Genomic DNA, 14043 nt, shown 5'->3' on the forward strand with positions numbered 1-14043 from the left:
CAACAGGGTTGGGACACCTTACTAAGGTAGCCCGACCGACTGTCTGCGGATCGTTTTTTTTAAAAGACGTCGAAACCGTAGTTTTTGATATGCTGCTTCAACAAGGCGAGATAGTCCAAAGCCATCTCACTCAGTTCCATTTTCTTGTGTTTTAGGTAACCTAGTGTCATCGCATCATCGACCTCCAAAGGGATCGCAACGATTTTTTCATCATTCAGCTCACTGCTGATGATCCCAGAGCTGATGGTATAGCCGTTGAGACCCACCATCAAATTGAAGATCGTGGCACGATCGCTGATGCGGATGTGTTTTTTGCGCTGTAAAGTGCTTAAGATCTCTTCAGAAAAGTAGAAGGAATTGGTTTCCCCTTGTTCGTACGACAAATAGGTATATGGTTCCAAATCAGCTAATGTGATGCTTTTTTTCTGAGTCAGGGGATTTTCTCGGCCGATGAAGACGTGGGGTTTGGCTTCAAATAAAGGAATGAATTGCAGGTCTTTTTCGTGGATCAAACGGGTCAAGACTGTCGTGTTGAAATCATTCAGATAAATGACCCCCAATTCGCTCTTAAACGTCTGGATATCATCCAGTACATTTTGTGTTTGGGTCTCTCGCAAGGTGAATTGAAATTCATCTTCCCCTAACTGTTTGACCAGCTCCACGAAGGCGTGGACGACGAAGGCATAGTGTTGTGCGGAAACACTGAAAACATGCTTGCGATGGCTGTCTTTGCGAAAGCGTTCGTCCAAGAGATTGACTTGGTCTAAAACATTTCGAGCATAGTTGAGAAAGGAACGGCCATCATCGGTCAAGGTCACCCCTAATTTACTGCGGTAAAACAGCTGCAGATCATACTCTTTTTCCAACTCTTTCATGGCTTGAGAGAGGGAGGGCTGACTGATGAAAAGCTGTTTAGCGGCTTCATTGAAAGAGCCAGTTTCTACGATTTTTTCCAAATATTCAAGCTGCTGGATACGCATGGGATGCAACCTCCTTTTTATGTTATAGGTATTGCCTATGGAATATATAAGTTTATAAGTATTATCTATAGTATAAGATGTTTGCTAGAATAAATCTAACAATTTTGAAAACTTTGTATAGGAGGAATGGATATGGCAACAGACAAATTTCAGCTTGTGGGGTCATTGTTACGACCACAAGATTTATTGGACTACAAAAATCAAATCGAGCATCGGGAGGACATCCGCTACCCGTTTTATGATGCGTTTCCTGGCTACCAAGAAACGGAAGCAAAAGCGATCGCTGAAATCATTGCAGCGCAAAAAGAACACGGCATCACAGTCATCACAGACGGCGAACACGGCCGCTCAATGTGGCACCTGGATTTTCTCTGGGGATTAAAAGGCGTTGAGCGCTATATTTCCGATCATGGGTATGCCTTTGAAGATTTGGACGGTGGACATTTTGAAACGCGTAAAGACATCGGCATCCGAATCACAGAACCATTATCTGGCAAAAACCATCATTACTTGACATTGTTTAAAGAAACCAAACGCCAAGCTGGCGACCTGCCAGTCAAAATCACCGTCTGGGGGGCTGCCCACGCCTTTACCGAGCTGACTGTCTTTAACGACCTCGTTGGTGAAGGTCAGGTGTATCCAACGAAAGAAGCCTTGCGGGAAGGGCTGCTTAACGCCTACAAAGAATTCTTGCAGGAATACCGAGAAGCCGGTGGTGAGATCGTTCAGTTCGATGATTGTTTATGGGAATTATTTGCCGAAGACAATGACAAGAGCTTCTTTACCCAAGGCAATGACGGCTTAGAAGCGTTAGCCGATGAATTCGTGGCGATCAACAACGAAGTCGCTGACTACGCCCACGAATTAGGATTAAAAGTCTGGACCCACAACTGCCGCGGCAATTACCAAAGCCGCGCGGCCGCCAGCGGTACCTACAAAGCGATCGCCGAAAAATTCTTGCGTGATCAGCATTATGACCGCTTTTTCCTAGAGTGGGACGATGACCGTGCTGGTGATATCTCGGCTTTAGAAGTGCTGAAAGATCGTCCAGAAGTGGAGGTTGTCTTAGGCTTATTATCCAGCAAAACCGCCACATTAGACGATGAAGAGCGAGTGATCGCTTTATTAGACAAAGCCAGCCAAATCATTCCTAAGGAGCGGCTTTATCTTTCTCATCAATGCGGCTTTGCCTCTTGTGACTGCGGCAATGAGCTTTCGACTGAACAGCAATGGGCAAAAATCAAGCAAGGACAAGCCTTAGCTGAAGCGTACTTCGGTTAAGCAGCTGCGTCTTCTTTTCCCTGAATCTTCCCCTCGAAATCGGTGCATGCGACAAAGTTTCGAAAATTTCAGAAAAAATGTTTGACATTTTCTTTAAGAGCGAGTAAAGTAAGACACAACTTAATGAAACAGACATCGAAAAGAAGAGTAGCAAGGCTTGCTGTTTGAAGAGAGTCTCTGGTTGGTGCAAAGAGATAACGCATGGTTGTGAAACACATCTTGGAGTCGTTTTTCCGAAAGAAAAGTAGGAGAGACCGGGTTTGCCCGTTACAGCAGCAGTCATTGATTGATGACTTTCTGAGTTCAGTTGCTGTGAAGCACTGATAAACAAAGGTGGAACCGCGTTGATAACGTCCTTTAGCTGTAATGGCTAGGGGACGTTTTTTTTTCTCTTTTTTTTGCATCTCACCGAAAACAGAAAGTGGAAGGATCACAAGGACTGCACGAGGCCTTTTCCTGTGAAGGAAAGGCAAATTGAGGTGGAACCACGTATCAAGCGTCCTCTGGCAAATGCCAGTGTGCGCTTTTTTTGTTTTTCTTTTTTAGAAAAATGAAACTTGCCAGTTGCCCCTCACCAGCCAACGCCCAGCGTCACATAAGCGTCGGAGCAAACCGTCGCTAAGCTGTATCGCTGCTAATCGAAATTGAAACCTATCAAGGAGGAAGTCACCATGTTTGAGTATTTAGTCAATGTTATGCCCCAACTGATTTCAGGAACTGGAATCACCGTTAAATTGTTCGCACTGACCTTAATCGGGTCCATTCCCTTAGGCATCTTGTTGGCCTTTGTTTTAGCCAGTCGCCTGCGTATTTTGAAATTGATCGTGCAAGTCTACGTTTGGTTGATGCGAGGAACGCCTTTATTGCTGCAGTTGATCTTCGTATTCTACGGTCTGCCGATCTTAGGGATCGTCTTTGACCGCTTTGAGGCAGCCTTGATCGCCTTTATTATCAATTACGCTGCTTATTTTGCTGAGATTTTCCGTGGAGGGATCCAATCGATTCCAGCTGGACAATACGAAGCCGCGAAAGTCTTGCGTTTGTCCCCGATCCAAACGATCCAAAAAATTATCATCCCACAAGTCGTCAAGATCACCCTGCCATCTGTCGGCAATGAAGTCATCAATCTTGTCAAAGACACATCCCTCGTCTACATCTTAGGATTGTCAGACGTGATGCGAATCGGGAAAATCGCCATGGAGCGAGACAGTACCTTGCTTCCGTTAGTTGGGGTCGGCTTGATCTACTTGGTGATGACAGGCGTCTTTACGTTATTGTTAAAACAAATCGAGACCAAACTGGACTATTACCGTTAGGAGGAACCACATATGTTAGAACTAAAACAAGTATCAAAATCATTTGGCGCCAAAAAAGTCATCGATCAGCTAGACTTGACGATCGAAGACGGCAGTATCTTAGCAGTGGTCGGTCCTTCCGGTGGCGGGAAAACCACCTTGCTTCGGACACTAGCAGGGTTAGAAACGATCGATTCTGGAAGCTTTTTACTGGATGGCAAAGCCTTTGATCCCACCGACACAAAAGAACAAGAACAAGTCGTCGGTGTCGTCTTCCAAGACTTCCAATTGTTTCCGCACTTGTCAGTTTTTGAAAACATCACTTTGGCGCCAAAAATGGTGCTAAAACAAGACAAGGCCGCGTATACAGCAAAAGCCGAACAGTTGGCAGAAAAACTAGGGTTAAGTGACCTACTAGCCCAATATCCCTTCCAATTGTCCGGGGGGCAGCGGCAACGGGTGGCTATCGCACGAGCGATGGCGATGAATCCCAAAGTGTTGGCCTATGACGAGCCTACCAGCGCCTTAGATCCAGGCTTGAGACAGCAAGTCGAACAGCTGATCTTGGATCTGAAAAAAGAAGGAGTGACCCAGATCGTGGTGACCCATGATTTGGTTTTTGCCGAAAATATCGGCGATCAATTATTAAAAGTAGCAGGAGAATAAGGGGGAGAACAAAATGAAAAAATTACTATTAACGGGAATCGCAGTAGCAAGTGTATTTTTATTAGGGGCGTGCGGCAGCAGCAATGACACCACAACAAGTGCCGCTGACAAAGAAGAAGTGATCGTCGGCCTAGACGATACCTTCGTACCGATGGGCTTTAAAGACGACCAAGGCAACATCGTTGGGTTTGATGTGGATTTAGCCACAGCGATTTTGGATCTAACAGGAACCAAAGTCAAATTTCAACCAATCGATTGGTCCATGAAAGAAACCGAACTAAGCAATGGCACCATCGATATGATCTGGAACGGGTATACCAAAACCGCAGCTCGTGAAGAAAAAGTATTGTTTACAGATACTTATATGGAAAACAAACAAGTCTTGGTCACAGCAAAAGCCAGCGGCATTACTAGCTTTGATGATATGGCGGGCAAAGTCTTAGGCGCCCAAGAAGGTTCTTCTGGTTATGAGACCTTCAACAACCAACCGAAAGTTTTGAAGGATCTCGTAGACGGCAATGACGCAACCTTGTATGCCAGCTTTAATGAAGCCTTTATCGATCTAGAAAACGGTCGGATCGACGGTCTTTTGATCGACCGCGTCTACGCAGAATATTATTTGACTCAAACAGGCAAAACCGATGACTTCAACGAAATCGAAAGCCCCTTTGAAGCAGAAGATTTTGCTGTAGGTGTGCGTAAAGACGATCAAGCCATGGCAGATAAAATCAATGATGGCTTGAAAGAATTGCAAGACAATGGCACCTTTGCTGAAATCTCTGAAAAGTGGTTTGGCGAAGACGTCACACCAAACTAAAAACAAGTCAACAAGATACACTGGCTGCTTAGCAGCTGGTGTTTTTTTATACATTCATTTCTTTTGCGTATTTAAGGAAAGAAGGAACGATTGAAGTATATACTTGTGTATACATATACGTGCTCATGTTATAATGATAGGTAGTAAGGAAAATCCGATAAAGAGGGGGGAGCCGAGTGGAACATTATAAAGAGACCGCTCATTTGATTAAGTGGGGCAACGGACAGGGGGTTCGTTTGTCTAAGAGAATGATTCGGAAATTGGATCTCCAGGTAGGTTCTGAACTAGAAATGGAACTGGCAGAAGAAGTCAATGGCAAAAAACAGTTAGTTATTACAGAAAAGCAGTCAGTAGGAGCGTTGTCCCCAGAGGAGAAACTTCGTTTAGTCGATTCTTTGCAAGGCATTTTAGCAGATTCATTTGAAACACCTGACGTTGTGGACATCAAAAAAGTAAGAAACGAACGGCGTAGGAAAAAATATCTGGGAGAATAAAATAAGCATGACCAAATACAAAGCCAAACGAGTCGTGATTGACACCAATGTGATCCTTGACTATTTATTAGGAAGAGGGTCTAAAAGCCATCAAGAAGCCATCAAACAGATATACAACAGTTCCATTTATGGACTTTGCGAGGGCGTGATTACGGCAAGTACCTTAACGGATCTTTTCTATATTCTCGATGGAGCAGCAGGAGTCGATGCTCGGAGGGAAGTCAAAAAACTGATCCAAGTGCATACCGTCTTAACCGTTACGGAAGCAGATTGCCTTCAGGCGCTTGATTCAACAATGACAGATTTTGAGGATGCTGTTTTAGCAGCTTGTGCGAAGCGAAATCAAATCGACAGTCTAGTAACGACCAATACAGCTGATTTTGAATCATCGGGACTGATTGTCTATACAGTCGCTGAATTTGTTGACCAGCTAGAAAGAGGATGATCACTGCTATATCTGGCAGACATCCTCTTTTTTCCTTAAATTCCAACAGCTAACCAAAATTTCTCACAGGAAAACTTTTGTTCGCCTTCTTTTTTCGTTATAATAGGGAAAGATGAAAAGAGGGATAGAAATGGCGCAAAAAAAACGCGCAAAGAAACGCAAAACAAAAAAACAACAAAAACAGCAAGAGAAATTAATGCTGGTCGGCGTCGGCCTGCTCTTTGTCTTGTTTTCGATATTTGGCTTTTTCCATTTAGGTTTTTTAGGAACCTTGATTGCCAACGGGTTTCGGATCGTTGGCGGAAACACGTACCAATTTTTGAGTGTTGCCCTAGCCGCTTATGGTGTCTGGTTAGCGATCAAAACGACCGATGCTCGCTTTAAGAGTATTCGGCGAGTGATTGGCTGTGTATTGGTGTATTTTGGTTTACTGATCATCCTCCATGCGCAAATCTTTAGTAATGTGGTGGGAGAACAAGCCAATATCTTCCAAACGACGTGGATGACGCTGTTAGGCGATATTCGGCGCAGCCAAGTGACCCAAAATGTCGGGGGCGGAATGATTGGCGCCATGCTCTATGGGGCGACCTATTTTCTTGTTTCCCAGATCGGCAGCTACATCATCGCTGTTTTACTCATGATGATTGGGGCGTTCTTGTTCAGCCAAATGAGCAGCCACGAGTTAGTCGAGCACCTGCAAGCAGCTGGTGACAAGCTGCAGCGGTTGTTAGAAGGCTCTCCAGAAAAGCAAGCCGAACGAGAAGCCCGCAAAGCGGAACGAGCAGCAGAGAAACAAGCTGCGAAAGAAGCCAAAAAAGAAGCCGAACGAGCAGCAGTCATGGCGGAGATCAAAGAAAAGAATCAAGTCCGACCAATGACAGAAGACGAAAAATCAGCAAAAGAACAACAGATGCAAGCGCCAGCTGATTTTGAACCAGAGCAGCTGAGCTTTGTACCCATCGACCACTTCCAGGAATTGCCGCAAGCGGCGGGACCAGAGGCCGCTCAAGCACCACATCCAGCAGGAAACAAACCGGGACCAAGCAAAAAGGTCAATGAAGACGGAGAGATCCTTGATGATGATGGTGAAGTGTTGGAATTTGAGATTTCCGAAGAAGCTGAAAATCGTGATTATGAATTGCCTTCAGCGCAATTACTCGATTCGATCCCTTCAACGGATCAAAGCAGTGAGTACAAAAAGATCGAACAAAATATCGGTGTGTTAGAAACCACCTTCCAAAGCTTCGGTGTTGACGCAAAAGTCGTCAAAGCCAGCTTAGGACCAGCAGTAACCAAATTCGAAGTTCAACCAGCAGTAGGGGTCAAAGTCAGCAAAATCGTCGGGTTGACCGACGATATCGCCTTGGCCTTAGCTGCCAAAGATGTGCGGATGGAAGCGCCGATCCCAGGGAAATCATTGATTGGGATCGAAGTTCCGAACAGTGCAGTTAGCATGGTTTCATTCCGAGAAGTGATCGAAGCCCAACCGGATCATCCAGATAAACTATTAGAAGTACCTTTAGGACGCGATATTTCTGGCCGTGTCCAAACGGCAGACTTAACGAAAATGCCCCATCTCTTGATTGCCGGATCGACCGGGAGCGGGAAGTCCGTAGCCATCAACGGCATCATCACCAGTATTTTGATGCGGGCAAAACCCCATGAAGTCAAACTGATGATGATCGACCCGAAAATGGTTGAATTAAATGTTTATAATGGGATTCCCCATCTCTTGACACCTGTCGTGACCAATCCCCGCAAAGCGGCGCAAGCGTTGCAAAAAGTTGTCAAGGAAATGGAAGAGCGCTACGAAAAATTTGCGGCAACTGGGGTCCGAAACATTACTGGCTACAACGATTTAGTGATCAATAAGAATTTAGAAGACGGCGAAAATCGTCCGATCTTGCCATTCATTGTAGTGATCGTCGATGAGTTAGCCGACTTGATGATGGTTGCCAGCAACGAAGTCGAAGATGCCATCATTCGTTTGGCGCAAATGGCACGGGCAGCAGGTATCCATATGATCCTGGCAACGCAACGACCAAGTGTGGATGTCATTACAGGGATCATCAAAGCCAATGTTCCATCACGGATGGCCTTTGCGGTTTCCAGCGGTGTCGATTCGCGGACCATCATTGATGGGAACGGAGCCGAAAAACTGCTGGGACGCGGCGACATGCTGTATCTGCCGATGGGTGAGAACAAACCGATTCGGGTCCAAGGGGCCTTTATCTCCGACCAAGAAGTCGAACGAGTGGTTGAATTCGTGACCGATCAGCAAGAAGCCAATTATGAAGAAAAAATGATGGTCACTGAGGAAGAAACGAGTACCGGCAGCAGCGGACAACCGCAAGATGAGCTATTCGAAGATGCCAAAGCCCTTGTGGTGGAAATGCAGACCGCCAGCGTTTCTCTCTTGCAGCGACGTTTTCGCATCGGCTATAACCGAGCGGCTCGGTTAGTGGATGAATTAGAAGATCAAGGTGTTGTTGGCCCTTCTGAAGGCAGCAAGCCGCGGAAAGTCTTGATCGAGCCGCAACCAGAAGACATTCCTACCTTTGATGAATAGGGAGAACAAGACCAATCCAATGAGAGAAAGGCGAGATAGCAATGAAACGCAAACACATTCTTTACCGTGATGTTGCCGATAAGCTCAAAGAAGACATCATGTCGGGTCGCTACCCGATTGGTTCATTTTTACCGACGGAAACAGAATTGGAAGCCACCTTCAATGTCAGCAAGATCACTGTCCGCAAAGCCATCGAATTGTTAGCGGCAGATGAGTATGTGGAAAAACGCAGCGGACGTGGGACGACGGTTTTAAGCAATCGCCCTTATAACAAGCTGTCAAAAGGCACGACGTTTAGCCAATTGCTTGAAAAGACTGGCAAGGAATACACGAAGAAAAACCTCAGCTATGAATTAGTCGAACTTGCGCCTGAGCACCCCGCGTATTCTTTGATGGGCAAAGAAGTCATGCGTTTACGTCGTATGTATTATTTTGACCACCAACCCTTTATTTACTATGAGTACCATTTGCCAAAGCAGCTAAAGGGTACCTCCATCGAGGTCTTTGAAGAAAAATCATTGTATCGCCTATTGGATGAACATCGAATGATCATCGATCGCTTTCAAGATGCGTTCGTGGCAACGACCTTGACCGAAGAGCAACAGAAGTTTATGATCACGCCAGAGGTCGCTGCCTTGAAACGAACCCGTTATTCGTATGATCTACAAGGAGAAGTGGTAGAATATACAGAAGGGATCTATAACACCGCCTTGCATCCGTATATGATCGAGTTTGAAGCCTAGTCATTGATTAGGCTTTTTTAGCAAAAAGTGGTACCAAAATCAGAAGTGGAGCGTGAAAACTATGAGAAAAATCGCCTTTTTAGGAGCCGGTAACATGGCAAAAGCCATCATCAACGGCTTGATTGCAGCAAACCTGTATGAAGCAGCAGAGATCTTGGTTTATAACCATCGCTACGAGCCGACTTTGGCACAATTAGAAAAAGAAACCGGGATCACTGGGACAACTAAGCTGGCAGATGTCGCCGAAAAAGCAGAGATCCTTGTCTTAGCAGTCAAACCTTTTGTCTTTCCCCGCTTGCTTGCTGATTTAAAAGACGGCTTGACCAAGGAGCATTTACTAGTGTCTATTGCCGCGGGTGTGACGATCGCGCAAATGGAAGAAATCATCGGTGCGCACAAAATCGTGCGGGTCATGCCAAATACCCCTGCACTGGTGGGGGAAGGGATGTCTTCTATCAGTCCCAACGGTCAAGTGACGGAAGCCGAAGCCAACGAAGTCAAACAGCTTTTTGAAAGCCTGGGCAAAGCCGAGCAAGTACCAGAAAGCATGATCGATGCAGTCATTGGTGTCAGCGGTTCTTCACCAGCCTACACGTATTTGTTCATCGAAGCTTTGGCAGATGGAGCAGTGGCAGAAGGAATGCCGCGTCCGATGGCGTATGAATTTGCTGCTCAAGCGGTATTAGGCGCAGCGAAGATGGTACTAGAGACGAAGGAACACCCAGGCGTCTTAAAGGATCGTGTCAGCTCGCCAGGGGGCACAACGATCCAAGCAGTCAAAACCTTAGAGGAAAATGGCTTTCGGGCGGCTGTCATCAAAGCAGTGCAAGCAGCTGCTGACAAAAGTCGGGAGATGTCTTGATCCCCAGTGAGTGAGGAAAAAATCTTAGCAAAACGAAGGAGCGTTTATGAAAGAACTTTTGATTTTTGATTTTGATGGATTGTTAGTCGATACTGAAAAAGTCTATTTTGATGGGTGGTTGGCGCTATTTAAAAAGTATGAGCTTCCGATTACAGCCGCTGATATTTTTGGTTGGCGTGGTCAAAGTTGGCAACAGACTGCCACTAAATTAGCCGACCTCGTAGGCGGTCAGCAGCGGGTGCAGGAATTACGAGCAGAACGGGAAGTCTATATTGCCCAGCAAATAACCGATGGCACCTTCAAAACCAAACCCTATGCGAAAGAAACCATCGCCTTGGCTCGTGAGAAAGGCTTCCAAACGGCATTAGCCACCTCGACGATGAAAAAAAGAGCCTCTGAATTGTTGGCGCATTTCGATTTGTTGCAGGCCTTTGACTATCAGACCTTTGGCGATGACGTCTCCGCCCATAAGCCTGATCCAGCACCTTACTTGCTGACTTTAGAAAAAGCGCAAGTCGCAGCGGAAAAAGCTTTAGTCATGGAAGATTCTCTTGTGGGAGCAACAGCCGCGACGCGTGCGGGCATCGATGTCGTGCTGATTCCCGATCAAAGCTTTGATCAAGTCTATTCCCCAGAGGAAAAAGCAGATCTTCAGTTATATGGCGAAGCTACCTCATTGAAGTATGTGTATGAGTTATTGGCACAGGATCAACTGAAATAATACTTAAAAAAGCTTCCTTTTTCGTTGCAGAAAAAGGAAACTTTTTTTGTATAGGAAAGACCTGTAAAAAAACAGATCAAAGGATATGAGTGGTGTGTTTTTCGCCATCATGGTAAAGTTAAAGAAAGTTTAACAATAAGCGAAAAAAAACAAAAAGTAAAGGGGTTTCATTTTGACAAAAACGTCCATTTGTCAAAAGGACTTTTCTTGGTCGATCCTAGCCGTTGGCGGCAGGGGAAAAACATGGTAAATTATCCTTCGACGAAGAACTAGTGGGGGAAGAAAAAATGAATAAACTAAAGAATGTTTTCTATTTATATAAACTGGACTGGAAACGAATTTTCAGCAATCCAATCTCTGCATTTTTGATCATTGCCTTAATGATTTTACCCTCGCTTTATGCGTGGTTCAATATCAAAGCCCTCTGGGACCCATACGGCAACACCAGTGAATTGCCGATCGCCGTTTACAGTGCGGATAAAGGGGCAGAATTTCAAGACAAGCACATCGATATCGGTGATGAAGTCATCGACACCCTCCATAAAAACAAGCAGTTGGGCTGGCGCTTCTTGGATTCAAAAGAGGACTTAGTAGAAGGGGTCAAGTCAGGAAAATATTACGCGGGTATTTACCTACCAGCGGATTTTTCAGATGATCTGATCAGCTTTACCAGTGGAAAAATCGAAAAACCGACCATCGAGTATTATAGCAACCAAAAAATCAACGCCATCGCACCAAAAATCACCGATAAAGGAGCCAGCAGCCTTCAAGAAGAGATCTCACAAAACTTTATTGAAACCGCCAGCTCCACGTTGATAAAAGTCTTCAATGAAATCGGCTATGACATTGATTCCAACTTAGTTAGCATCAACAAAGTCAAATCGATGATCTTAGACACCGATGACAATTTGGCTACGATCGATGGCTATACGAAAGAGATCGTCACCTTGCACGATAAGTTTCCAGAAATCAAAGAAAAGATCGCAAAAGCCGAAGAATTCACCGATTATATCCCACAAGTGGATGCCATGGGGGAAAAACTGATCGGTTTAAACGATAAGCTGCCTGCATTGAAGAAAGAAGCCAGCATCATTTTGACCTTGCAAGAAAAGATCCCAGAGATCCAAAATGCTGGTAAACAATTGAAGATGATCGACGATGATTTCGATGACATTGCCAGCACTATGACGGATGGCATCGACACCGCCAAGCAAGGACTGCAAGTCATTGAACAAGTGCAAGCCGCGTTACCACAGATCGAACAACTAGGCGACCAAGCCGCCAGCTTCGCCACCGCGACCAAAGATGGGGCGCAACAGTTACAAGATGCCCTGCCAAGTATTTCTAGCAGTGTGAAGGTAACGATTGAGTCGATCAGTCAAGTGGCAACCACCACAGCAAAGTGGTCGCAAGCACTGAATGATTCAATCGATCAAGATCAGTTGGACCAAGATCGAGAATCAATTTTACAAACGATTGATGGGTTGCAGCAAAGTATTCAGCAACAACAAAGTATGCTAGATGCCTTAATTGCATTTTTAGGAAATATTGAAGGCTCAGCTGAAAATGCCCAAATTCAAGGCGTTATCGGTCAGTTAACTGACGTAAAAGGGCGCTTGACGAATGTATCTGGATTGTTAACTAAGGTTAGAAGCGCTGTGCAAAGCGGTGATGTTAAGGCAGCTAAGCAATATCTTAGTGAAGTTACCGCAGCTGCTCAAAATGTTGCCAATCTCATGAACAGCATCAATGTTGATTCAATCACCACCACCATCAACGATATTCTAACCAAACTAATCGAAACCATCACCACCGCCGAAGATGTCTTGAAAAAAGCCCAAGAGATCGATTTTGACTCGTTGCTGTCTTCCACCAAATCAGTGGTCAGCAATGCCGTGACGATTTTGGAAAAATACCAAAAAGAATTGCCTGCCATCAAGCAAGAATTGCACGATGCCAATACGATGCTGAATGGTCACATGGATGAAATCGTCAATGCCATCAACAAAGGAGCCGACCTGTACAACAACGAATTGCCAGTTGTCGAAGAAAAATTAGGGTTGGCCGTAGACTTCTTGCAAAACGATTGGCCAACCATCAAATCAGAAATCAGTTCTACGATGGCGATGGTGGATGAAAAACTGCCAGAAGTTGAAAAAGCCTTGGATGCGGCTGTTGATTTAATCAATAACGATTGGCCAAGTATCAAAGCAGGCATCCACAAAGCCGCTGATGCGATCCGAGTAGGAGAAAATGAAGTCGATCTTGGGGAGGTCATCAAATTATTGAAACTTGATGCCACGGATGAAGCCGACTTCTTCAAACAACCAGTGGAATTAAAAAGCAATGAAATCTACCCAATCGCCAACAATGGTTCAGCTAGCACACCATTTTATACCGCATTGTGTTTGTGGGTAGGGGCATTATTGTTGTCAAGTGTCGCTACAACGGAGTATCATTTAGAGAAGAAAGACAAAAAACGCTTTACACAACGTGAAACCTTTGTGGCACGGATGCTGACGTTCTTGACGATGGCAGTCGCCCAAAGTTTGATCGTGACCCTAGGAAATATGTTTTTATTAGGCGTCGATGTCCACAACCCTGTGTACAGTGTCTTCTTCGCATTACTCGTCGGACTCGCCTTTATGATGATCGTCTACGTACTGGCGGGACTGTTCGGCAACCTCGGGAAAGGGATCGCCATCATCATTTTGGTTCTCTCCATCTCAGGTGGGGGAGGAAACTACCCGATCCAAGTTTCTGGGAAGTTCTTCCAATTCATTAATCCGCTGCTGCCATTTACCCATGCAGTCAATCTGTTAAGAGAATCAGCTGGCGGGATCTATTGGCCAAATGCCGTGCCACAATTGGTTATTTTAACGATTTTGTTCCTGGTCTTTGGGATCGTCGGTACCTACGCGTATCCTTATCTAGTCAACTCTACGAAGAAATTAAGCGACATTTCCAAAGAAAGTCATTTCTTCCACTAACATCGAAAAGCAGAAAGAGCATTTGTTCTTTCTGCTTTTGTGCCATCACGTGAAATTTCTAATAATCAAAAGAGGGAAAAAGGGTCGTTTTTTCATCTGATTTTCATTGACTTTTCGCGGTTACAAGAGTAGCATACAGTCTTGATAATTCAATATTTGTGAGGATATCGTTACAAGTTT

The 14043-nt window shown here is 45.0% G+C and carries 12 protein-coding genes and 1 other annotated feature; of the genes, 11 read left to right on the forward strand and 1 reads right to left on the reverse strand.

Annotation, left to right across the window (positions count from 1 at the left end):
• Positions 1–59 precede the first annotated feature (59 nt).
• Positions 60–980 (reverse strand): LysR family transcriptional regulator, encoded by a 921-nt coding sequence (locus IGI69_RS02150; RefSeq protein ID WP_005227268.1) that lies wholly within the window; start codon positions 978–980, stop codon positions 60–62.
• 126 nt (positions 981–1106) lie between these two features.
• Between IGI69_RS02150 and IGI69_RS02155 the strand changes: the two genes are divergently transcribed.
• The 11 genes from IGI69_RS02155 (at position 1107) to IGI69_RS02205 (ending at position 13863) form a co-directional block, all read left to right on the forward strand.
• Positions 1107–2261 (forward strand): cobalamin-independent methionine synthase II family protein, encoded by a 1155-nt coding sequence (locus IGI69_RS02155; RefSeq protein WP_438739548.1) that lies wholly within the window; start codon positions 1107–1109, stop codon positions 2259–2261.
• Positions 2262–2387: 126 nt separating this feature from the next.
• Positions 2388–2622: a binding site (T-box leader), on the forward strand.
• A gap of 310 nt (positions 2623–2932) precedes the next feature.
• Positions 2933–3577 carry an amino acid ABC transporter permease gene (locus IGI69_RS02160; protein ID WP_010748717.1) on the forward strand — a complete coding sequence of 215 codons (645 nt, stop codon included), beginning with the start codon at positions 2933–2935 and terminating at the stop codon, positions 3575–3577.
• 12 nt (positions 3578–3589) lie between these two features.
• On the forward strand, positions 3590–4222 hold the full coding sequence (locus IGI69_RS02165; protein ID WP_005227272.1) for an amino acid ABC transporter ATP-binding protein: 633 nt from the start codon (positions 3590–3592) through the stop codon (positions 4220–4222).
• Positions 4223–4235: 13 nt separating this feature from the next.
• Positions 4236–5039 (forward strand): transporter substrate-binding domain-containing protein, encoded by an 804-nt coding sequence (locus tag IGI69_RS02170; RefSeq protein WP_438739551.1) that lies wholly within the window; start codon positions 4236–4238, stop codon positions 5037–5039.
• A 176-nt stretch (positions 5040–5215) separates the two neighbouring features.
• Positions 5216–5533 carry an AbrB/MazE/SpoVT family DNA-binding domain-containing protein gene (locus IGI69_RS02175; protein WP_231435526.1) on the forward strand — a complete coding sequence of 106 codons (318 nt, stop codon included), beginning with the start codon at positions 5216–5218 and terminating at the stop codon, positions 5531–5533.
• A 7-nt stretch (positions 5534–5540) separates the two neighbouring features.
• Positions 5541–5978, forward strand: a complete 438-nt coding sequence (locus tag IGI69_RS02180; RefSeq protein WP_086294490.1) for a PIN domain-containing protein — start codon at positions 5541–5543, stop codon at positions 5976–5978.
• A 130-nt stretch (positions 5979–6108) separates the two neighbouring features.
• Positions 6109–8547, forward strand: coding sequence for an FtsK/SpoIIIE family DNA translocase (locus IGI69_RS02185; RefSeq protein WP_005231469.1), 2439 nt, complete (start codon positions 6109–6111; stop codon positions 8545–8547).
• A 41-nt stretch (positions 8548–8588) separates the two neighbouring features.
• Entirely contained in the window at positions 8589–9290 is a 702-nt protein-coding gene (locus IGI69_RS02190; RefSeq protein ID WP_005232219.1) for a GntR family transcriptional regulator, read from the forward strand.
• 61 nt (positions 9291–9351) lie between these two features.
• Positions 9352–10152: a pyrroline-5-carboxylate reductase gene (proC, locus tag IGI69_RS02195; protein WP_438739554.1), complete on the forward strand. Its 801-nt coding sequence runs from the start codon at positions 9352–9354 to the stop codon at positions 10150–10152.
• A gap of 46 nt (positions 10153–10198) precedes the next feature.
• Positions 10199–10873, forward strand: coding sequence for an HAD family hydrolase (locus IGI69_RS02200; RefSeq protein ID WP_438739556.1), 675 nt, complete (start codon positions 10199–10201; stop codon positions 10871–10873).
• A 287-nt stretch (positions 10874–11160) separates the two neighbouring features.
• Entirely contained in the window at positions 11161–13863 is a 2703-nt protein-coding gene (locus IGI69_RS02205) for a YhgE/Pip family protein (RefSeq protein ID WP_438739558.1), read from the forward strand.
• Positions 13864–14043: the final 180 nt, after the last annotated feature.

The sequence above is a fragment of the Enterococcus sp. DIV1083b genome, assembly GCF_051713705.1.
Classification (GTDB): Bacteria; Bacillota; Bacilli; order Lactobacillales; family Enterococcaceae; genus Enterococcus_D; species Enterococcus_D casseliflavus.